The organism is Enterobacter sp. SLBN-59 (assembly GCF_024807915.1).
Classification (GTDB): Bacteria; Pseudomonadota; Gammaproteobacteria; order Enterobacterales; family Enterobacteriaceae; genus Enterobacter; species Enterobacter asburiae_B.
In genome coordinates, this window is record NZ_JANUFI010000001.1 from 4,248,401 (window position 1) to 4,269,222 (window position 20,822).

Annotated in this window: 22 protein-coding genes; 12 read left to right on the plus strand and 10 right to left on the minus strand. The window is 56.8% G+C overall.

The features are described from left to right. The first annotated feature begins 146 nt into the window (after positions 1-146). From upp to M2422_RS20270, 3 genes are all read left to right on the plus strand, one after another. Positions 147-773, plus strand: a complete 627-nt coding sequence (gene upp, locus M2422_RS20260; RefSeq protein ID WP_023308769.1) for a uracil phosphoribosyltransferase — start codon at positions 147-149, stop codon at positions 771-773. Positions 774-856: 83 nt separating this feature from the next. Beyond that, complete coding sequence (gene uraA / locus M2422_RS20265; RefSeq protein WP_029739962.1) at positions 857-2,146, plus strand: uracil permease; 1,290 nt, start codon at positions 857-859, stop codon at positions 2,144-2,146. Between the two features lie 96 nt (positions 2,147-2,242). Beyond that, positions 2,243-2,944 (plus strand): DnaA inactivator Hda, encoded by a 702-nt coding sequence (locus tag M2422_RS20270; RefSeq protein ID WP_211438414.1) that lies wholly within the window; start codon positions 2,243-2,245, stop codon positions 2,942-2,944. An 89-nt stretch (positions 2,945-3,033) separates the two neighbouring features. Here M2422_RS20270 and M2422_RS20275 read toward each other — a convergent pair whose 3' ends face one another. The 3 genes from M2422_RS20275 to celB are packed head-to-tail and all read right to left on the minus strand — an operon-like array spanning position 3,034 to position 6,734. Next, positions 3,034-4,455, minus strand: coding sequence for a M17 family metallopeptidase (locus M2422_RS20275; protein WP_064673739.1), 1,422 nt, complete (start codon positions 4,453-4,455; stop codon positions 3,034-3,036). Further along, positions 4,455-5,411, minus strand: coding sequence for a N(4)-(beta-N-acetylglucosaminyl)-L-asparaginase (locus M2422_RS20280; RefSeq protein WP_064673738.1), 957 nt, complete (start codon positions 5,409-5,411; stop codon positions 4,455-4,457). The genes M2422_RS20275 and M2422_RS20280 overlap by 1 nt, the downstream gene beginning before the upstream one ends. Before the next feature lie 3 nt (positions 5,412-5,414). Next, the gene (gene celB, locus M2422_RS20285; RefSeq protein WP_045355335.1) at positions 5,415-6,734 is read right to left on the minus strand and encodes a PTS cellobiose transporter subunit IIC; all 1,320 of its coding nucleotides are present in this window, start codon (positions 6,732-6,734) and stop codon (positions 5,415-5,417) included. A gap of 146 nt (positions 6,735-6,880) precedes the next feature. On the opposite strand from celB, the gene M2422_RS20290 reads away from it, so the two are divergent. Then, positions 6,881-7,705, plus strand: a complete 825-nt coding sequence (locus M2422_RS20290) for a helix-turn-helix domain-containing protein (RefSeq protein ID WP_064673737.1) — start codon at positions 6,881-6,883, stop codon at positions 7,703-7,705. Here the strand turns inward: M2422_RS20290 and arsC are convergent. Both arsC and bepA read right to left on the minus strand, forming a co-directional pair. Then, positions 7,702-8,058: an arsenate reductase (glutaredoxin) gene (gene arsC / locus M2422_RS20295; RefSeq protein ID WP_023308762.1), complete on the minus strand. Its 357-nt coding sequence runs from the start codon at positions 8,056-8,058 to the stop codon at positions 7,702-7,704. The genes M2422_RS20290 and arsC overlap by 4 nt on opposite strands. An 18-nt stretch (positions 8,059-8,076) precedes the next feature. Then, complete coding sequence (gene bepA / locus M2422_RS20300; protein WP_033146173.1) at positions 8,077-9,540, minus strand: beta-barrel assembly-enhancing protease; 1,464 nt, start codon at positions 9,538-9,540, stop codon at positions 8,077-8,079. Positions 9,541-9,761: 221 nt separating this feature from the next. Here bepA and M2422_RS20305 point away from each other — a divergent pair, with 221 nt between their 5' ends. Beyond that, entirely contained in the window at positions 9,762-10,826 is a 1,065-nt protein-coding gene (locus M2422_RS20305) for an AI-2E family transporter (RefSeq protein ID WP_033146172.1), read from the plus strand. Between the two features lie 96 nt (positions 10,827-10,922). Here M2422_RS20305 and bcp read toward each other — a convergent pair whose 3' ends face one another. Together bcp and M2422_RS20315 are read right to left on the minus strand one after the other, a co-directional pair. Then, on the minus strand, positions 10,923-11,393 hold the full coding sequence (gene bcp / locus M2422_RS20310) for a thioredoxin-dependent thiol peroxidase (RefSeq protein WP_032659360.1): 471 nt from the start codon (positions 11,391-11,393) through the stop codon (positions 10,923-10,925). Continuing rightward, positions 11,393-11,962, minus strand: a complete 570-nt coding sequence (locus M2422_RS20315; protein ID WP_045888584.1) for a glycine cleavage system transcriptional repressor — start codon at positions 11,960-11,962, stop codon at positions 11,393-11,395. Before M2422_RS20315 ends, bcp begins: the two co-directional genes overlap by 1 nt. Before the next feature lie 145 nt (positions 11,963-12,107). Here M2422_RS20315 and dapA point away from each other — a divergent pair, with 145 nt between their 5' ends. The 6 genes from dapA to ypfH all read left to right on the plus strand — a co-directional run bounded on the left by dapA (position 12,108) and on the right by ypfH (position 18,565). Then, on the plus strand, positions 12,108-12,986 hold the full coding sequence (dapA, locus tag M2422_RS20320; protein WP_196350706.1) for a 4-hydroxy-tetrahydrodipicolinate synthase: 879 nt from the start codon (positions 12,108-12,110) through the stop codon (positions 12,984-12,986). Positions 12,987-13,002: 16 nt separating this feature from the next. Beyond that, positions 13,003-14,037: an outer membrane protein assembly factor BamC gene (gene bamC, locus M2422_RS20325; RefSeq protein ID WP_045399727.1), complete on the plus strand. Its 1,035-nt coding sequence runs from the start codon at positions 13,003-13,005 to the stop codon at positions 14,035-14,037. Between the two features lie 109 nt (positions 14,038-14,146). Continuing rightward, positions 14,147-14,860, plus strand: coding sequence for a phosphoribosylaminoimidazolesuccinocarboxamide synthase (purC, locus tag M2422_RS20330; RefSeq protein ID WP_023332985.1), 714 nt, complete (start codon positions 14,147-14,149; stop codon positions 14,858-14,860). Between the two features lie 120 nt (positions 14,861-14,980). Then, positions 14,981-15,850, plus strand: coding sequence for a neutral zinc metallopeptidase (locus tag M2422_RS20335; protein ID WP_029739971.1), 870 nt, complete (start codon positions 14,981-14,983; stop codon positions 15,848-15,850). After that, complete coding sequence (locus tag M2422_RS20340; RefSeq protein WP_259142120.1) at positions 15,850-17,796, plus strand: tRNA(Met) cytidine acetyltransferase TmcA; 1,947 nt, start codon at positions 15,850-15,852, stop codon at positions 17,794-17,796. The genes M2422_RS20335 and M2422_RS20340 overlap by 1 nt, the downstream gene beginning before the upstream one ends. A 73-nt stretch (positions 17,797-17,869) precedes the next feature. Next, positions 17,870-18,565, plus strand: a complete 696-nt coding sequence (gene ypfH, locus M2422_RS20345) for an esterase (RefSeq protein WP_039263710.1) — start codon at positions 17,870-17,872, stop codon at positions 18,563-18,565. Positions 18,566-18,643: 78 nt separating this feature from the next. Here ypfH and M2422_RS20350 read toward each other — a convergent pair whose 3' ends face one another. From M2422_RS20350 to M2422_RS20360, 3 genes are read right to left on the minus strand one after another with little or no spacing between them, the layout of a single operon-like run. Next, positions 18,644-18,841 (minus strand): YpfN family protein, encoded by a 198-nt coding sequence (locus M2422_RS20350; protein WP_014171111.1) that lies wholly within the window; start codon positions 18,839-18,841, stop codon positions 18,644-18,646. A gap of 24 nt (positions 18,842-18,865) precedes the next feature. Beyond that, positions 18,866-19,993 carry a succinyl-diaminopimelate desuccinylase gene (dapE, locus tag M2422_RS20355; protein WP_039263709.1) on the minus strand — a complete coding sequence of 376 codons (1,128 nt, stop codon included), beginning with the start codon at positions 19,991-19,993 and terminating at the stop codon, positions 18,866-18,868. Positions 19,994-20,003: 10 nt separating this feature from the next. Further along, positions 20,004-20,354: an ArsC family reductase gene (locus M2422_RS20360; RefSeq protein ID WP_064673735.1), complete on the minus strand. Its 351-nt coding sequence runs from the start codon at positions 20,352-20,354 to the stop codon at positions 20,004-20,006. 387 nt (positions 20,355-20,741) lie between these two features. Between M2422_RS20360 and ypfM the strand changes: the two genes are divergently transcribed. After that, positions 20,742-20,801 (plus strand): protein YpfM, encoded by a 60-nt coding sequence (gene ypfM / locus M2422_RS20365; protein WP_015572204.1) that lies wholly within the window; start codon positions 20,742-20,744, stop codon positions 20,799-20,801. Positions 20,802-20,822: the final 21 nt, after the last annotated feature.

Genomic DNA, 20,822 nt, shown 5'->3' on the forward strand with positions numbered 1-20,822 from the left:
ACCCAAGCCGGAGTCTCGCCTCCGGTTTTTTTGTCTCTAAATCACTTTGCTTGATATACGTCAAGCAACATGGGTATGGCCTAATCCGAAAAAAGCGGTATAATCCCGCGATTTTTTTGCGGACGCCACCTCAGAGGAGAAAGAGAATGAAGATTGTGGAAGTGAAACACCCACTCGTTAAACACAAGTTGGGCCTGATGCGTGAGCATGACATCAGCACGAAGCGTTTTCGCGAACTGGCATCTGAAGTCGGCAGCCTGCTGACCTACGAAGCGACCTCTGATCTGGAAACAGAAAAAGTCACCATCGAAGGCTGGAACGGCCCGGTGCAGGTTGAGCAGATCAAAGGTAAGAAAATTACCGTGGTGCCAATTCTGCGTGCCGGTCTCGGCATGATGGAAGGCGTGCTGGAGCACGTGCCAAGCGCGCGTATCAGCGTGGTCGGGATCTACCGTAACGAAGAAACCCTTGAGCCGGTTCCTTACTTCCAGAAGCTGGTCTCTAACATCGACGAGCGTATGGCGCTGGTGGTTGACCCAATGCTCGCGACCGGTGGCTCAATGATCGCCACCATCGACCTGCTGAAAAACGCGGGCTGTAACAGCATTAAGGTGCTGGTACTGGTTGCCGCTCCGGAAGGGATCGCGGCGCTGGAAAAAGCGCACCCGGACGTTGAGCTGTATACCGCCTCTATCGACCAGGGCCTGAACGAGCACGGGTACATCATCCCGGGGCTCGGCGATGCCGGCGATAAGATCTTTGGTACGAAATAATCGAATAACGATAAATAAGCCGACTTTGATAGTCGGCTTTTTTTTGAATAAAACACCAACAATACTACACAGAGGAAAACACTATGACGCGCCGTGCTATCGGGGTGAGTGAAAGACCGCCGCTTTTACAGACTATCCCGCTTAGTTTGCAGCACCTGTTCGCCATGTTTGGCGCAACCGTGCTGGTGCCAATCCTGTTCCACATTAACCCGGCCACCGTGCTGCTGTTCAACGGCATCGGTACGCTGCTGTACCTCTTTATCTGTAAAGGCAAAATCCCGGCGTATCTCGGGTCGAGCTTCGCCTTTATCTCGCCGGTGTTACTGCTGCTGCCGCTGGGTTATGAAGTCGCGCTGGGCGGCTTTATCATGTGTGGCGTCCTGTTCTGCGTGGTGTCCTTCATTGTGAAGAAAGCCGGTACCGGCTGGCTGGACGTGATGTTCCCCCCTGCGGCGATGGGCGCCATCGTTGCCGTCATCGGTCTTGAGCTGGCGGGCGTCGCGGCGAATATGGCCGGTCTGCTGCCTGCTGACGGCCAGTCACCGGATTCCAAAACCATTATCATCTCGCTGGTAACGCTGGGCGTGACGGTGTTTGGCTCCGTGCTGTTCCGCGGCTTCATGGCGATTATCCCTATCCTGATCGGCGTGCTGGCGGGCTATGCGCTCTCCTTCGCGATGGGCGTGGTGGACACCACCCCGATCGCTCAGGCCCACTGGTTTGCGCTGCCAACCTTCTATACGCCACGCTTTGAATGGTTTGCTATTTTCACCATTCTGCCTGCGGCGCTGGTGGTGATTGCGGAGCACGTCGGCCACCTGGTGGTGACGGCGAACATCGTTAAGCGCGATTTAATCCGCGACCCGGGTCTGCACCGCTCCATGTTTGCGAACGGTTTCTCCACCATCATCTCCGGTTTCTTCGGCTCGACGCCAAACACCACCTACGGTGAGAACATCGGCGTGATGGCGATTACCCGCGTCTACAGTACCTGGGTTATCGGCGGCGCGGCGATCATCGCCATTCTGCTCTCCTGCGTCGGTAAACTGGCGGCAGCGATTCAGATCATTCCGGTGCCGGTAATGGGCGGCGTTTCTCTGCTGCTGTACGGCGTGATCGGCGCCTCCGGTATTCGCGTGCTGATTGAATCCAAAGTGGATTACAGCAAGGCGCAAAACCTGATCCTGACCTCCGTTATCCTGATCATCGGCGTGAGCGGCGCGAAGGTGCACATTGGTGCGGCCGAGCTGAAGGGCATGGCGCTGGCGACCATCGTCGGCGTGGGCCTGAGCCTGATCTTCAAGCTGATCTCGGTCATCCGCCCGGAAGAAGAAATTCTCGACGCGGACGACAGCGAAAAAGCACCACATTGATCGAAAAGTCGGGCGAGGGATCGCCCGGTTCTCTCCTTGCAGGTTCCGTGTTAAACTCCATTCCGATTTTACGTAGGATCTCTGGTTGAGGTATTTCTGAACGGACCGGCACAGCTCTCTCTGCCACTCTATCTCCCTGACGACGAAACTTTCGCGAGTTTCTGGCCGGGTGATAACCCCTCTTTACTGGCTGCACTGCAAAACGTGCTGCGCCAGGATCACAGCGGATACATCTATATCTGGTCACGCGAAGGCGCGGGGCGCAGCCATCTGCTGCATGCCGCCTGCGCGGAGCTTTCGGCGCGCGGTGATGCGGTAGGCTACGTGCCGCTGGATAAACGCACCTGGTTCGTGCCTGAGGTGCTGGAGGGAATGGAACATCTCTCGCTGGTCTGCATCGATAATATCGAATGCGTGGCGGGGGACGAGCCGTGGGAAATGGCGATCTTTAACCTCTACAACCGCATTCTGGAGTCGGGCAAAACCCGGCTGCTGATCACCGGCGATCGTCCGCCGAGACAGCTCAATCTGGGGCTGCCGGATCTGGCATCTCGTCTGGACTGGGGGCAAATCTACAAGCTCCAGCCGCTGTCGGATGAAGATAAGCTTCAGGCGTTACAGCTGCGCGCAAAGCAGCGCGGGTTTGAGCTGCCGGAGGACGTGGGGCGTTTCCTGCTTAAACGACTGGATCGCGAAATGCGCACGCTGTTTGACACGCTCGATCAGCTCGATCGCGCCTCCATTACCGCCCAGCGCAAGCTGACCATTCCGTTTGTGAAAGATATTCTCAAGCTTTGAGTTTGTTCGCCCGGTGGCGGCTGCGCCTTACCGGGCCTACGAAAACCTGCCGCCCTTTGTAGGCCGGGTAAGGCGTAGCCGCCACCCGGCTAAAGATCTCCCATCAGGTGTTCCACCAGCATCGGGATCGGTCTTCCCGATGCCACGCTCCTTCCGCTCTCTCGCCACAGCGCCGTACCGCTGATATCCAGATGCGCCCACGGAATGGTCGGCGGGCAAAAGTGGTGCAGCAGCCACGCCGCCGACGCGCTGATTGCCGCATTGTTGGTCGGCGTGTTGCACAGATCGGCAATGGCGCTGTCGGTCTGTTTTTTCAGCCGCGCATCCAGCGGCAGGGACCACACTTCATCGCCACTCTGCTTACCCGCCAGCGTTAGCGCCGCACGTAGCGGTTCATCCTGCGTCATTAATCCGCTCAATTCATACCCAAGCGCTTTGACGACCGCACCGGTTAAGGTCGCCATATCAATAATATAGCGCGCCTGCGGATGGCGCTGGCTGGCCCAGGCGATGGCGTCCGCCAGCACCAGCCGGCCTTCGGCATCGGTGTTGTTGATTTCAACCGTGGTGCCGTTGCAGGCCGTCGCCACCGTTCCGGGCTGCATGGCGTCCGGGCCGATGGCGTTTTCCGCCAGCGCCAGCACGCCCATGATGCGCACGGGCAGCGCCAGCTCTGCCACGGTCAGCATCAGGCCCAGCACGTTAGCCGCACCGCACATGTCGTATTTCATGGTGTACATGCCCGCGCCTTCCTTCAGCCACAGGCCGCCGGTATCGAAGGTAATGCCTTTTCCCACATAGCAGCGCACCGGGCCGTCGTTGACGCCGTCATAATGGATCGCCAGCAGGCGCGGCGGACAGGTCGCCCCTTTGCCAACGGCGTGCAGCAGCCCCAGACCCTGCTCAGCAATAGCCTTTTCGTTCAGCACTTCGCAGCGCAGGGCGGGGAAGGCGGCACAGAGCCTTTGCGCCTCTTCCACTACAAACTGCGGCGTGCAGCGGTCGGACGGGGTATCCGCCAGACGTCGCGCCGCGACCATGCCGCGGGCGATGGCCTGCTGCTGGCGGAAGACACCCTCCAGTTTTGCCTGCTGTTCCGGCAGGCAGAGGGCGGAGATGTGCGTAAGGCGTACCGCCGATTCATCCGTTTTCTTCAGCTTCAGGTCGCTTAGCCTGTGCGCCTGATTAAAGAGAAAACGCAGCACCTGCGCCAGCACCACATCGTCGATATCGGTAACGTCCAGTATCAGCTCGGGGCTGACGGGCGAGGCCAGCAGCGGGCGCAGCGCCGTCAGCAATCCTTCGGTCAGGCTATCCTGCCAGAGGGCTTCCGGCAGCAGAGTGATCCGGGCAAACGGGGCGCAGCCAAAGCGGGTGTCAGCGATGCTGGCAGACTCGCGCATTTCCGCGACAAGCGCCGTTTCGGGCAAATGCGTACAGGAGGCGGACGCAATCAAATGGCTTTGCGGAGCCGCGTCAGAAAGCGCGGTGATAAACTGATACGTGATCATCATGACTCCTCAATCGGCGCGCGGATCCGCGCGGCGTAGGCCTGCATCCATTCATCGTCTACGGCGTAATAATGCGTTTTCTCCCGCAGGCGTTCGGTACGAAAAACGGTGAGGGGCTGGCGAGCCGTCGCCACCACAAACGAGAAGGTTTTGATGTTGGTGGCGGCCCCGAATTCGCCCCTGTTGTTCATGCACACCACGGAAAGATCGCCCGCGCGGCCAAAGCGCGACATCAGCTTATCTTCCAGCTCGAACACCACCGAATCCGCCGCCTGCTGGGGCGTCATACCCTGCGCCATGCGGCGGACAATTTCGTAGCTGGTGCAGCCTTTCATCAGATCTTCACCGACGCCCGTTGCGGTGGCCGCGCCGGTTTCACTGTCGCAGTAAAAGCCGGAACCAATAATGGGTGAATCCCCGAGTCGACCGCGTTTTTTCATGAACAGGCCGCTGGTGGAGGTGGCGACGCTCATTGACCCTTGTTTATCAAGGCCGATAATGCCGACGGTGTCATGCCCGTCGTAAGGGCTTAAGCCCTTATCCAGCGTTTCGCGGCAGCGTTTGCGGTAGTGCTGCATGGCGCGGTCAGTGAGCATAGTTTTGTCGGCAAAGCCCTGGCTCAGCGCCCATTCCCGCGCGCCCTGGCCGACCAGCAGGCTGTTGTAGCGCTGGCGGCTTAACGCATGCGCCACGCGCACCGGGTTGGCGATATCCACCAGGTTGCCCACGGCACCAAACGCCAGCGTATCGCCGTCCATGTAGGCGGCGTCCAGCTCCACTTCGCCATTTTCGGTGGGCAGCCCGCCGTAGCCGACGGATTTATAAAACGGAAAGTCTTCGACGGCGGCGACGGCATCCACAACCGCTGCAAAGACCGGTTTACCCGCAGCCAGCGCAGACGCAGACTCCGTAACGCCTTCAAGCGCCATTCTCCAGGTCGCGATAATTCCCCACATGCTTTACTCCTGTTTTGCAAGGGTAGTGTCGGTTTGCGTAACGGTGGACATTTCCGCCGCGCGGTACTGTTTGTCCACGATACGCATAAAAGGCAGGTACAGCATGGCGCCAATCAGCAGGTTGATAAGCTGCATGACGCTGCCGCTCAGGTGTCCGGTAACGATAAAGCCGCTGATAACCGGCGGCAGCGTCCAGGGAATAAACACCCCGGTGGTGACGGCAACCGCGCCAATCTTCATCGCCGCATACTGCACGGTGACCAGCACCAGCGGCACCAGGTTGAACGGGATAAGCATTATCGGGTTCATAATCACCGGCAGGCCAAACAGGATCGGTTCGTTGATGTTAAACACCGATGCCCCGGCGCCGAGGCGCGCCACTTCACGCATGTTTTTGCTGCGGGCGAAAATCAGCATCGCAATCACCAGCGACAGCGTGGCCCCCGCGCCGCCCATCCAGATCATGTCAAAAAACTGTTCGGTGATAATGTGCGGCGGCGTCGTGCCTGCCTGAATCGCGGCGATGTTGTCGGTCTGGTTCTCCATCCACAGCGGGCGAATGATGCCGTTGATCATCGAGCCGGAGTTAATGCCCACTGACCACAGAATGGTGATGCTGAACACCGTCATCAGCGCGCCAAAGTAAGAGGTGCCGTAGTGGCGCACCGGCGTGGCAACCACTTCGTAAATAAACTGGTGGATGGTGTTGTAGTGGGTGTTTTCAAACACGATGCGGATACCGAGCACCAGAATCATCACCAGCAGGGCCGGGATCAGCGCGGCGAACGACTCCTGCACCGCCGGAGGCACGCCGTCCGGCATTTTGATCACCAGTTTTTTGCGCTTGAGCCAGCAGAACAGCTCCGTCCACAGCAGGGAACCGATCATCGCCACGAACAGCCCTTTGCTGCCAATCCACTCCACCGGAATGACGGTAATACCGCCGTTTTCCGCCACTTTGATAAAGGGCGTCAGGATGAGAAAGGCGACCAGCGCCAGGATACCGCAGGAGATGCGGTCTTCACCGTAGTGTTCCGCCAGGCGGAAGGCCACCAGGAAGCTGATGAACAGCGACATGGTGGAGAACACCGCGTTGAACGGGATTTCAATAATGGCGCTCCAGCTCTCACCAAAGGCCTGAGACATAAACTGCTGATAGGCTTGATTCGGGAACGACGAGATCACCAGCAGAATAGAGCCGACGATGATAAACGGCATGAATGACACGTAGGCGCCGCGAATGGCCCCGAGGTGACGCTGCTGGGCCGTTTTGGCCGCCAGCGGCATCAGTTTTGCTTCAAGAAATCCCAGAACATTGTTCATTGTGAACTCCGTACAAGATTGAGGGGTGTTGTTTGTGTTATGTCTGGGGATTATCAGTGAAGCGCGGCGAGCGAAAGGTGAAATCGGTCACAAAGCAATCGCTGGTGTAGTATAAATCTCATGAGATTGGTTTTAAGGATTCTGCGATGGAAATTAAACTGCATGCTAATGCCACCACGACGCCGCGCATCCGTCGCTATCTACAGCAGTCAGATAAAAGCGACAGGGAGCTGGCTACCGAGCTGGGTATTTCGGTCACTACCGTCAGGCGCTGGCGCAACCGCGAGCAGGTTTCGGATAATCACACGATGCCAAAAGTGATACACAAAGCATTGAGACAGGAGCAGGTTGCGCTGGTCAATGCCCTGCGGGATATCACTGGCGCCCCGCTGGACGACCTGCTGCAGATGGTCAATAGCGGACTCGGGATCGCCGTGTCCCGCGCGACCCTGAACCGCTACCTCAAACCGGCTTCGATAAAGCAGAAGGGCGCGACGTTGCAGGGAAAAAAGGCGCTGAAGGCAGGTATCGTGCCGCAAAAACTCCTGTTACATCATCAGCCTCTGTCGCTGCATATGGACGATGGCGGGGAACAGCATCTGCTGTGGGCGCGTGAACCCGTGAGCGGCTGGTGCTACGCCCGGCTGTACGCGGGCATTTCTCCGCAGCTGCTGGCCCACTGGGCGAATGACGCTCTGGAAGCCTGTCCGGCTGATATTCAATCTGTTGAGACTTTTGGTTTCGAGGTGAAGCTTGAGGAGCGTAATATCAACGTGACAGCGCATCCACAGCAATACCGCGCCGTTCAGGTTGATCTACCGCTATGTGAAATCATCCCACGTCTGAACAGTGAACCGGCAGGCGAGCTGTTGATCCAGCTGTGCGAATTTTACAACCGGGGAAAAGCGCAGAAAAAGCTGGGAGAGAGTACGCCGCAGGCCTTTCTGGAAGCGCTGCGGCATAAGGACTAGAGGATCTCGAGCACGTCTTCCGGCGGGCGTCCAATGCGCGCCTGGCCGTTCGCCACTACTATCGGGCGCTCAATCAGCTTTGGATTTTCAACCATCGCCTGGATCAGCTCAGCCTCGGTGAGACGGCTGTCATCCAGGTTAAGCGACTTATACAGATCTTCTTTCTGACGCATCAGCTCTCTTGCACTGCCCATTCCCAGCATGTGCAGCAGCTGGCGGAGGGTTTGCGCGTCAGGTGGGGTGTCGAGGTACAGCACCACTTCCGGCTCAACGCCGTTAGACTTCAGCAGACTCAGGGTATCGCGGCTCTTGGAGCAGCGAGGGTTGTGATAAATTTTTACGGCGTCTGTCATGACGTGAATTCTCCTTTATTACATCTTCTCGTACGGCTTAAAGCGCTGCTGCAGGCCGCGCAGCTGATCGATACGCGCGTCGTAACGGGCCTGCTGGAGGCTGCCGAGTTTGACCTGCGCGCTGGCGCTGCTGAGCGTGGAAATCGCCTGATCGAGGCGGCCCACCAGGGCAAAACCTTCGGCACGCGCCGCCAGCTCCTGATCGCGGTTGCCGAGCTGGGCTTCCGCCTGAGCGAGCAGATCCCAGCCGTTTTGATCGTCTTTATTGTTAAAGGTATAGCGGTTCAGAATGGTCGCCGCTTCGCCAGGCTGACCGCCCTGTAAGTAAGCGTTCGCCAGGTTAAGCTGCAGCACCGGGTTGGTACGGACGTCTTTCGCCCCTTTCAGACGGTTGATCGCATCGGCCGTTTTCTTCTGGCCCAGATCGATATCCGTCGACAGATCGAGGTACCACGGGTTGTTAGGGTCGGCCGCCAGAAGCGGTTGCAGCGCTTTGCGCGCCTCGTCGTATTTGCTGGCTTCCATCGCCTGGAGCGCCTGACCATACTGCGCGGCGTTTTTCTCACGCACGTTGCCTTTCGCCAGGGTATCCAGCAGGTCGCTGGTGAGCTGGTTACGCCCGGAATTGTACATCCCCAGCGTTCTCACCTTCGCCATGTAGAAATCCTGCGAAGACTGGACCACCACCGGACGCATCTGGTTAGCACGGTTACGCGCGTCCGACAGGCGGCTTTCGGGTAACGGGTGCGTCAGCAGGATTTCCGGCGGACGGGAAGAGTAACGCGCCTGATCGAGCAGTTTTTCGAGGAAGCTCGGCATGGCCTGCGGGTCAAAGCCCGAACGCTGCAGCACCTGAATCCCGATGCGGTCCGCTTCCTGTTCATTTTGCTGGGTAAAGCTGATCATTCCCTGGCGCGTTCCAGCCAGCGTACCGGTCAGGGCCGCCATCCCGGCCTGCGGGCTGGCCATCGCCAGCAGAATGGAGCCCAGCGCGCCCACCCAGGTGAGGGGGGCGTTACGTTTCTGGTCTTCCATGGCGCGCGCCAGGTGGCGCTGGGTGACGTGCGAAATTTCGTGCGCCATTACCGAGGCCAGCTGGCTTTCGTTGTCGGAATAACGGAATAACGCCGAATGCAGCACCACGTTTCCGCCAAAGAAGGCGAAGGCGTTGATTTCGTCATTATTGATTAAATAGAAATGGAAGGGCGTTTTTACCGAGTCGGCGTGCGAAACCAGACGCATCCCCAGCCCGTTAATGTACTGTACCAGCAAAGGATCGTTGATCAGCGGGGCGCTGCCGCGCAGCTGGCGAACATAGTAATCCCCCATTTGCATCTCTTGCCCAATAGAGAGCGTGCTTCCTGCTGTGGTGCCCATGTCCGGCAATGAATCGGACGAGTCAGCAAAAGCGGGCAACACCTGACCGACCGTCACCGCGGCAATCAGTGTTGCAACCAGTGTTTTTCTCAACTGCCTGAACATAACCACTGTCCTGTATGTTGGATGTGCTAATTTGACCGATGAACCGGCATAACGTTCATCTCTGCTGCTCTGCGAGTGTAGCCGTGTTACAGCATGAAGAAAATCCCATTCATCAGGCTTTTGCGGATTGCGATCGGGATACAAAAAGCGAAAGTCTTTTTTGTGACAGTTAGATACAATCCACCGTCTCACTCCCGCCATTCGATTCAGGGAAGGGTTGTATGCTCGAAATGTTAATGCAGTGGTACCGGCGTCGGTTCAGCGACCCGGAAGCCATTGCTTTGTTGGTTATTCTGGTTGCCGGGTTCGGTATTCTGTTCTTCTTCAGCGGCCTGCTCGCTCCCCTGCTGGTGGCGATTGTGCTGGCGTACCTGCTGGAGTGGCCGACGGCGCGCCTGGAACACATCGGCTGTTCCCGCCGGTGGGCGACCAGCATCGTGCTGGTGCTGTTTGTCGGCATCCTGCTGCTAATGGCCTTTGTGGTAATGCCGGTCGCCTGGCAGCAGGGAATTAACCTGATCCGCGATATGCCCGGCATGTTGAATAAACTCTCTGATTTTGCCGCCACGCTGCCGCGCCGTTACCCGGCCTTGATGGATGCCGGGATTATTGACGCGATGGCCGAAAATATGCGCGCCCGCATCATGACGATGGGCGATTCGGTGGTGAAGTACTCTCTGGCCTCGCTGGTCGGACTGCTGACGCTGGCGGTTTACCTTGTGCTCGTGCCGCTGATGGTCTTCTTCCTGGTGAAAGATAAAGATCAGATGCTCAACGCCGTGCGCCGTATTCTGCCGCGCAACCGCGGGCTGGCAGGGCAGGTCTGGGAAGAGATGAACCAGCAGATCACCAACTACATTCGCGGCAAGGTGCTGGAGATGATTGTCGTGGGGGTAGCCACCTGGATTGGCTTCCTGATTTTCGGCCTGAACTACTCGCTGCTGCTGGCGGTGCTGGTGGGTCTGTCGGTCCTGATTCCGTATATCGGCGCGTTTGTGGTGACCATTCCGGTTGTTGGGGTCGCGCTGTTCCAGTTTGGGCTGGGGACAGAGTTCTGGAGCTGCTTTGCGGTGTACCTGATTATTCAGGGCCTGGACGGTAACCTGCTGGTACCGGTGCTGTTCTCCGAAGCGGTGAACCTGCATCCGCTGGTGATTATCTTGTCCGTGGTGATTTTCGGCGGGCTGTGGGGATTCTGGGGCGTGTTCTTTGCGATTCCGCTGGCGACGCTGATTAAGGCCGTGGTCCACGCGTGGCCGGATGTGCCGGCGGTGGAAGAGAAGTAGTTTTTGTGCGGCCTGATGCCCTCACTCCGCTCCTCTCCCACGGGGAGAAGGGGAAAACACTAAAAACGGCAACCTGGGTTGCCGTTTTGCTGTTTATCAGGCGCTTGCTTTCAGCCAGTTCAACACCACGTCGTGGTGGTTGCTGGTTTTAAAGTCGTCAAACACATGTTCAACTTTACCGTCAGCGTCAATCAGGAAGCTAATGCGGTGAATGCCGTCGTAGGTTTTACCCATAAACGTCTTCTCGCCCCAGACGCCGAACTGCTCGCACACCTGATGATCTTCATCAGAAAGCAGCGTGAAGTTCAGCAGCTCTTTTTCAGCAAATCGTGACAGCTTTTCTGGTTTATCCGTGCTGATACCCAGCACTTCCACACCGACTTTTTTCAACTCGTCCATGTTGTCGCGTAAGCCGCAGGCCTGTACGGTGCAGCCGGGGGTCATGGCTTTCGGGTAGAAATAGACCAGAACACGCTGTCCCTGGAAGTCGGTCAAATTTACTTGCTCGCCGTCTTGATCCGGTAAGCTAAATTTCGGTGCGATGTCACCGGCTTTCAGTGGGTTCATTACTCAACTCCATCCTGTTCGTGCTGCGAATAATTGACGACGCTTATACTGCCCTGCGCGTTTAATTCTGTACAGAGGGCTTTGAACGCTTGCTCGATATTTGACGCATCCTGTGAGGCAGGGCTGTGCGCGGTAATTTGAATAAACAGCACCGGAAGACCCTGGTCATCGCTTGTCTGCGTACGGGAAACCAGTTCGGCAATATTCATCTGATGATTGTCAAAAAGCGCAGTGAAACGCTCAATCAGATGCGGTGAATCAGGCACTTCAACCTGTACCCAGACGGTAGAAGGCAGTGCCGGACGCGGACGCGCAGTGGTGCGCTTCATGACAATCAGCAAATCCAGTTCGGCCCCCTTCAGCGGCAGGGTCGATTCAATCAACGTAATGGCGTTCCATGTCCCGGAAAGCAACATAATAAATGTGAACTCTTCGCCAAGCATCGCCAGACGGCTGTCTTCGATATTACAGCCGCAGCTGCTTACGTGACGGGTGATGGTGTTCACGATACCCGGTCTGTCGGCACCCAGCGCAGTGATAACCAGGTAATGTTGTGATGAGGTTGTCAAACCTGTTCTTCCTTTGCATGGTTAAGTCTTCCTAAGGAAAGCATAAAAAAAACATGCATACAACCGCCTGAGAGCCTCAGGTCGCTTGCTTTTATTACAGTTCCAAACGTAACATTGAGGCTCTTGTTCGCACAGAGGATGGCTCATGTTCACGGGAAGTATTGTCGCGCTTGTTACACCGATGGATGAAAAAGGTAATGTCTGCCGGTCAAGCATGAAGAAGCTCATTGATTACCATGTCGCCAACGGAACCTCGGCGATCGTTTCGGTAGGGACTACCGGTGAATCCGCAACGCTGAGCCACGACGAGCACGGCGATGTGGTGATGCTGACCCTGGAACTGGCTGACGGACGTATTCCGGTCATCGCGGGGACAGGCGCTAATGCAACCGCAGAAGCTATCAGCCTGACCAAGCGTTTTAACGACAGCGGCATCGTTGGCTGTCTGACGGTGACCCCTTATTACAACCGTCCTACTCAGGAAGGTTTGTTCCAGCACTTCAAAGCCATCGCTGAACATACTGACTTGCCACAAATTCTGTATAATGTGCCGTCCCGTACCGGTTGCGATATGCTGCCGGAAACCGTTGGTCGTCTCTCGGAAGTAAAAAATATTATCGGTATTAAAGAGGCGACAGGGAACTTAAGCCGCGTTCATCAGCTCAAAGAGCTGGTTTCAGACGACTTTATCCTGTTGAGTGGTGATGATGCGACCGCGCTGGACTTTATGCAGCTCGGTGGTCATGGCGTGATCTCCGTAACGGCAAACGTTGCGGCGCGCGATATGGCAGAAATGTGCAAACTGGCCGCAGCCGGTCACTTTGATGAAGCGCGTGTCATTAATCAGCGTCTGATGCCGCTGCACAATAAATTATTTGTCGAACCCAATCCGATCCCAGTGAAATGGGCATGTAAGGAGTTGGGACTTGTAGCATCCGACACGCTGCGTCTGCCAATGACACCGATTACCGACCACGGTCGTGACATCGTCAGGGCGGCGCTGAAGCATGCCGGTTTGCTGTAGAGTTTAGGGAGATTTGATGGCTTATTCAGTACAGAAGTCGCGCCTGGCGAAGGTTGCGAGTGTTTCGCTTGTTATGCTGCTCGCTGCCTGTAGTTCAGATTCGCGCTACAAGCGCCAGGTGAGCGGTGATGAATCCTATCTGGATGCGACCCCGCTTGCTGAACTTCACGCACCGGCTGGTATGATCCTGCCGATTCAGAACGGCGATTATAATATTCCCGTGACCAACGGCAGCGGCCTGGTCGGTAAAGCGCTTGATATTCGTCCGCCAGCACAACCTCTGGCGCTGGTCAGCGGGGCGCGTACCCAGTTCACCGGTGATACGGCGTCTCTGATGGTTGAGAGCGCGCGCGGTAGCTCGCTGTGGCCGCAGGTTGTCAGCGTCATTCAGTCGAAGAACTACACTATCGATAAACGCGATGACGCCAGCCAGACGTTAACCACCGACTGGGTCGAATGGAATCGTCTGGATGAAGACCAGCAGTACCGCGGTCGCTATCAAGTCTCCGTAAAACCACAGGGTTACCAGCAGGCGGTCAACGTTAAGCTGTTGAACCTGGAGCAGGCGGGTAAACCGGTTGCGGATGCCGCGTCCCTGCAGCGTTACAGCACCGAAATGCTGAACGTGATTGCCGCGGGTCTGGATAAGACCGCTACCGATGCCGCCAACGCCGCGCAGAGCCGTAACGGCGCGACCTTTGATGTACAAAGCGGTGCGGATGATACCGGCCTGCCAATGCTGGTGGTGCGTGCACCGTTTAACCAGACCTGGCAGCGTCTGCCAGCGACGCTGGAAAAAGTGGGCATGAAAGTGACCGACAGCACGCGTTCAACCGGCAGCATGACGGCAACGTATAAGCCGCTCTCCGACAGCGCATGGCAGGAGCTGGGCGCGAAAGATCCTCAGCTTGCCTCCGGTGACTACAAGATTCAGGTAGGCGACCTTGATAACCGCAGCAGTCTGCAGTTTATCGATCCAAAAGGTCACACGCTGACCCAGTCGCAGAACGATGCGCTGGTCGCTGTCTTCCAGGCAGCATTCAGCAAATAAATACGAGGGCTGGTGAATCCAGCCCTTTTTATTTTCGTGCCACGCAAACGTGTGCGTGGCATAATATGCCCAGTTTTGAACACAAATCATCACACCAGGAGTAATGAAGATGCAGAAGCAAGCTGAGTTGTATCGTGGCAAAGCGAAGACCGTATACAGCACGGAAAACCCGGATCTGTTGGTGCTCGAGTTCCGCAATGATACGTCAGCAGGGGATGGCGCACGCATTGAGCAGTTCGATCGTAAAGGCATGGTGAACAACAAGTTCAACCACTTCATTATGACCAAACTGGCCGAAGCGGGTATCCCGACCCAGATGGAAGCGTTGCTGTCCGATACGGAATGTCTGGTGAAAAAACTGGATATGGTTCCGGTTGAGTGCGTTATTCGTAACCGTGCGGCGGGCTCCCTGGTGAAGCGTCTCGGCATTGAAGAAGGTATCGAACTGAATCCACCGCTGTTCGACCTGTTCCTGAAAAACGATGCGATGCACGACCCGATGGTCAACGAATCCTACTGCGAAACCTTCGGCTGGGTGAGCAAAGAGAACCTTGCGCGTATGCAGGAGCTGACCTACAAAGCCAACGACGTGCTGAAAAAACTGTTTGATGACGCGGGCCTGATCCTCGTCGACTTCAAGCTGGAGTTTGGTCTGTTCAAAGGCGAAGTGGTGCTGGGCGATGAGTTCTCACCGGACGGTAGCCGCCTGTGGGATAAAGAAACCCTGGATAAAATGGACAAAGACCGTTTCCGTCAGAGCCTGGGTGGCCTGATTGAAGCGTACGAAGCGGTTGCTCACCGTTTAGGCGTTAAGCTCGACTAACTCCCTCACTTGCCAAAGGATGTTCCCATCCTTTGGCGTCTTACCTTTGTTTCCTATGGTAATCTTGCCGTTAACCGCCTACGATCATAGCTATTATAAATGGAATAGTTCGAGGTGGTTATGCGCTGGCAAGGGCGTCGTGAAAGTGACAATGTAGAAGACAGACGTAGTGATGGCGGCGGCGGTCCTTCAATGGGTGGGCCAGGCTTCCGGTTACCCAGCGGCAAGGGCGGTATCATCCTGCTGATTGTCGTGCTGGTTGCGGGGTATTACGGCGTCGATCTCACCGGTTTAATGACCGGTCAGCCGCTGCAACAGCAGGAGCATTCTCAGCGCTCCATCAGCCCGAATGAAGATGAAGCGGCCAAATTTACCTCCGTTATTCTCGCCACAACAGAAGACACCTGGAGTCAGCTGTTTGAGAAGATGGGGCGTACCTACCAGCAGCCGAAGCTGGTGATGTACCGGGGGGCAACCCGCACCGGATGCGGTACCGGGCAATCTGTTATGGGGCCGTTCTACTGCCCGGCAGACGGCACCGTCTATATCGATCTCTCTTTTTACGATGACATGAAACGCAAGCTTGGCGCCGACGGTGATTTTGCCCAGGGCTATGTGATCGCGCATGAAGTCGGCCATCACGTGCAAAAGCTGCTGGGGATTGAGCCAAAAGTGCGCCAGCTTCAGCAAAATGCGTCTCAGGCGGAAGTGAACCGCCTTTCCGTTAAGATGGAGCTGCAGGCGGACTGCTTCGCGGGCGTCTGGGGCCACAGCATGCAGCAGCAGGGCGTGCTGGAATCCGGCGATCTTGAGGAGGCGTTAAATGCCGCTCAGGCTATCGGTGACGACCGTCTTCAGCAGCAGAGCCAGGGACGCGTCGTGCCGGACAGCTTCACTCACGGTACCTCACAGCAGCGCTATAGCTGGTTCAAACGCGGCTTCGACAGCGGCGATCCGGCGCAGTGTAATACCTTCGGCAAAGCGATGTAATGCTGGAGTTTGAACAGCTGATAAGCGAGCTTGAGCGCACCGGCCATCGTCGGCTGGTGGTGCTCAGCGGCGAGGCGCAGTGGACGTTAATCCAGGCGCTGACCCTGCGTGACGCCTTGCCCGGAGACTGGGTAAGGCTTGACGAACATCCTTCAAAAGCCATCAGCGGCCTGCTGGGACGCGAGTTCCGGCATGCCGTTTTTGACGCCAGCGCCGGGTTTGATGTCGCCGCGTTTGCCGCCCTGAGCGGAACGCTGAGCGCCGGAAGCCTTCTGGTGCTGCGGGTTCCGCCGCTCGACGCGTGGCCCGGGTTGCCAGACAGCGATTCACTGCGCTGGAGCGACGGCGCCGAAGCGATAGCCACGCCGCATTTTGTCCACCATTTCTGCCGGACGATTGCCGCCGATCCCGACGCGATTGTCTGGCTTCAGGGCTGCGGGTTATCCCTTCCGCCTTTACCCGACGCGCCAGACTGGCAGCCTGCCAGCGGCGCACCGCAGCGCGAGCAGGCTGAGATCCTGGATGTGCTGCTGGGGATGCCGGAGGGCATCGTGGCCGTCACCGCCGCGCGCGGGCGAGGAAAATCAGCCCTGGCGGGAATGCTGCTGAACCGCATTGCCGGCAGCGCCGTGGTTACCGCACCGTCGAAGGGGGCGACGGATATCATCGCCCGCTTTGCCGGAGAGCGTTTTCATTTTATGGCCCCGGACGCGCTGCTTGCCTCTTCACACCGGGCTGACTGGCTAATTGTCGATGAAGCCGCTGCGATCCCCGGACCTCTGCTTGAAAAGCTAGTTGCCCGTTTCCCTCGCGTGCTGTTGACCACCACGGTGCAGGGATATGAGGGGACGGGCCGGGGATTCTTGCTTAAATTCTGCGGTCGGTTTGCCGGGCTGCAGCGCTACAGCTTATCTACACCGGTACGCTGGGCGGCGGGCTGCCCGCTTGAGCGGGTTGTTGCCAGCGCGCTGCTGTTTGACGATACGCTGATTGACCGACGCCCGGAAGGGGAGGTGCGTTTAACGTCTCTGACGCCGACGGCATGGGAAAGCCGCCCGGCGCTTGCAGCGAGCGTATACGAGCTCCTCTGCGCGGCGCATTATCGTACCTCGCCGCTCGATTTACGCCGCATGATGGACGCGCCCGGGCAGCAGTTTGCCGTTGCCGAAACGAATCCGGTTATCGCCGGGGCGCTCTGGCTGGTGGAGGAGGGCGGGCTCTCCCCCGAGCTTAGCCGCGCCGTGTGGGCAGGATACCGGCGTCCGCGCGGTAACCTGGTGGCGCAGTCTCTTGCGGCGCACGGCGGCTCTCCGCTGGCGGCGACGCTCAGAGGACGACGGGTGACCCGCATTGCCGTACATCCTCACCGTCAGCGGGAAGGGATTGGCCAGGCGCTTGTTCGCGGCGCCAGCGGCGAAGACTATCTGTCGGTGAGCTTTGGTTATACCGATGAGCTGTTGCGTTTCTGGCAGCAATGTGGGTTTGTGCTGGTGCGGATGGGCAGCCATCGTGAAGCCAGCAGCGGCTGCTACACCGCGATGGCCTTGCTGCCCCAGAGCGAGGCCGGGCGTCAGCTGTGTGAACAGGCGCAGCGTCGTCTGAAGCGCGATGCGCGGGTGCTATCGGCCTGGAACGGTGAAAAGATCCCCGTGGAAGACGGCTGGGAAGCTACCCTTAATAATGACGACTGGCTGGAGCTGGCGGGGTTTGCTTTTGCTCATCGGGCGTTTTCAACCTCGGTTGCCGCACTGACGCGGCTGTTGTTAACCGTGGATATGCCGCTTCCGGCCCTGCGCGGGAAAATGGACGGAAAAACGGAAGACGTCGGGCGAAAAGCGTTGCTGGCAACGTTGCGAAATGAAACCGCGCAAGCGATTGAAAGTCTTGATTATCTCCGTAGCCAGCAGTTGAAAGAAGACATTTTGCAATGGCAATTTTTTCAATGACTTCTTCAGTAAAGTGGCATGGTCATTCACGTCGGGAGGCGTAGAATCCAGGTCATCTATTAAGGAGACCACCATGAAACACGACCATTTTGTTGTTCAAAGCCCTGACAAACCGGCTAAACAGTTACTGCTTCTGTTTCATGGCGTTGGCGATAATGCCGTCAATATGGGTCAGATTGGCAGCTGGTTTGCGCCCGTTTTTCCGGAGGCATTGATTGTCAGCATCGGTGGCGTAGAGCCATGCGGTCCGAACGGACGCCAGTGGTTCTCTGTTCAGGGCGTGACGGAAGAGAACCGTCAGGCTCGCATCGACGCCATCATGCCCACCTTTATCGACATCGTCCGCTACTGGCAGCAGCAGAGCGGCGTGGGTGCCGACGCGACCGCGCTGATTGGCTTCTCGCAGGGGTCAATCATGTCGCTGGAAAGCGTAAAAGCGCAGCCGGGTCTGGCGTCACGCGTCATTGCGTTTAACGGCCGTTTTGCGACGTTACCGACAAGCGCGACCACGCAGACCACGATCCACCTGATCCACGGTGGTGAAGACCGGGTGATTGAGCTATCGCATGCGGTTGCCGCTCAGGAAGCGCTGATTCGCGAAGGTGGGGACGTGACGCTGGATATCGTTGACGAGCTGGGCCACGCGATTGACGACCGTAGCATGCAGTTCGCGCTCGATCGTTTGCGCTATACCGTACCGAAGCACTACTTTGATGAAGCGCTCAGCGGCGGTAAGCCGGATAACGATGATATTGTAGAGTTTATGTGATTATTTCCCCTCACCTCTAAGGGGGAGGGAACATGGCTCCCCTCGCCCCTCTGGGGAGAGGGGCTGGGGGTGAGGGGATTACTTCTTCTGGTCCTTCTTCGGCCAGTCGTCGTCATCGTCCCACTTGTCGTTAAAATCACGGTGCGGGGGAAGATCCGGTTTGTTGGCGAGAAATTTTTTATGGTCAACGCGCTTAAGATCTTTAATCACGTTCAGCAGTACGCCAACCAGAAAAACCAACACCAGAATCCACCAGTACTTTGAAAGCCAATCCATTCGCTATTCCTCTCAGAGCGTTCGTCAGGCGACGAGTTGCTCCATAATACGTTGATACATACGGGCCAGCAGTTGCAAATCTGCCGCATTGACACACTCATTGATTTTATGAATGGTTGCGTTCACTGGACCCAGTTCGACAACCTGGGCGCCCATACGGGCGATAAAGCGTCCGTCTGAGGTGCCACCCGTTGTCAGCAGCTGTGGCTTAATTTCATTATAGTGCTCGATGGCGTTCACCACCGCATCCACCAGTTTGCCACGCTGCGTCAGGAACGGCTGGCCGGAAAGCCACCACTCCACGGTGTAGCGCAGGTGATATTTTTCCAGCAGCGCGATAACGCGCGCCTTGATCATCTCATCGGTCAGTTCGGTGCTGAAGCGGAAGTTAAACTGGACGAAGTAATCACCCGGGATCACGTTATTGCTGCCGGTCCCGGCCTTGACGTTCGCAATCTGCATGCTGGTTGGTGGAAAGAATTCGTTGCCTTTATCCCACTCGATGCCCACCAGTTCGCTCAGCATCGGCGCAGCGCGATGGACCGGGTTATCGGCCAGATGCGGGTAAGCCACGTGCCCCTGAACGCCGTGAATGGTCAGGTTACAGGTCAGCGAGCCGCGGCGCCCGTTTTTGACGACATCGCCCACCACTTCGGTACTGGACGGCTCACCGACCAGGCAGTAGTCGAGACGCTCGTTACGCGCCATCAGCGCTTCAACAACCTTCACGGTGCCGTTATGGGCGCTGGCTTCTTCGTCGGAGGTGATTAAAAACGCCAGACGGTTTTTGTGGTTTGGATGCTGAGCCACAAAGCGCTCTGCCGCCACGACCATCGCCGCCAGCGAGCCTTTCATGTCTGCCGCGCCGCGACCAAACAGCATGCCGTCGCGGATGGTCGGTTCAAACGGCGGGTTAATCCAGCGATCCGCGTCACCGGCGGGAACGACGTCAGTATGCCCGGCAAAGGCCAGCGTTTCGCCCTGTCCGCGCCACGCCCAGAAGTTCTGAGTATCGCCAAAATCCATGCGTTCAACGGTAAAACCGATGGCACGCAGGCGCTCAATCATAAGTGCCTGACAACCTGCGTCGTCCGGGCTAAGGGAAGGACGGCGAATAAGCTGCTGAGTCAGCTCAATGACCGGGCATGACATAAACTACACCTCAACGAAAAAAGTCGGAATAAAGGGTTTCACTGAAACCCAGCAGCATAGGCTGCCCTGGCGCGCAGAGCAATGGGCGTTTGATAATTGCCGGCATGTCGAGCATCAGTTTTGCCGCGCTGTCGGCGTTGTTGATGCTGGCGCGCAGAGATTCGTCCAGCTTACGCCAAGTGGTGCCGCGGGTGTTCAGCAGGGCTTCCCACCCCAGCTCGCCGATCGCGCTATGCAGAAATTCTGCATCAAGCCCGTCTGCACGGTAATCGTGAAAGCGATACTCCACGTCGTTTGCTTCCAGCCAGCGGCGGGCTTTTTTGATGGTGTCGCAATTTTTAATGCCGTACATCACAACCATGGTGAATCCTTTTGACCTAATGATGATTAAATGTTCAGTAAATTCGAAGATATATCCTTAAGTGGAATATAACACATTCAGGAATCGACTGGATTTACGCTTCTTCTTAATTCAACTCACATCTGTACGCTGAATATTCTTTCATCCTTTAAGCATAGATGTCCATAAAGTTTAAATTTCGAATAAACTCAGCGGGTAAAATAAAACTCACCCGTTCGGAGGGTTATTTCAAAATATTGCTAGCCGTCACAAAAAATTGAGGCCTCTCCGTTCATATTTATCATAAATCCCCGCAGGACGTGGGGTACAATCACAGCAATTGGTTAAATAGTCTTCACAATGATGGTCCGTTTTTGTAGAATGCGCATAATAATAAGAGAGGTTGTTATGATTGAACGTGAACTGGGGAACTGGAAAGATTTTATCGAAGGCATGCTTCGTAAATGACATTCAGCAAGAATTGCAAGA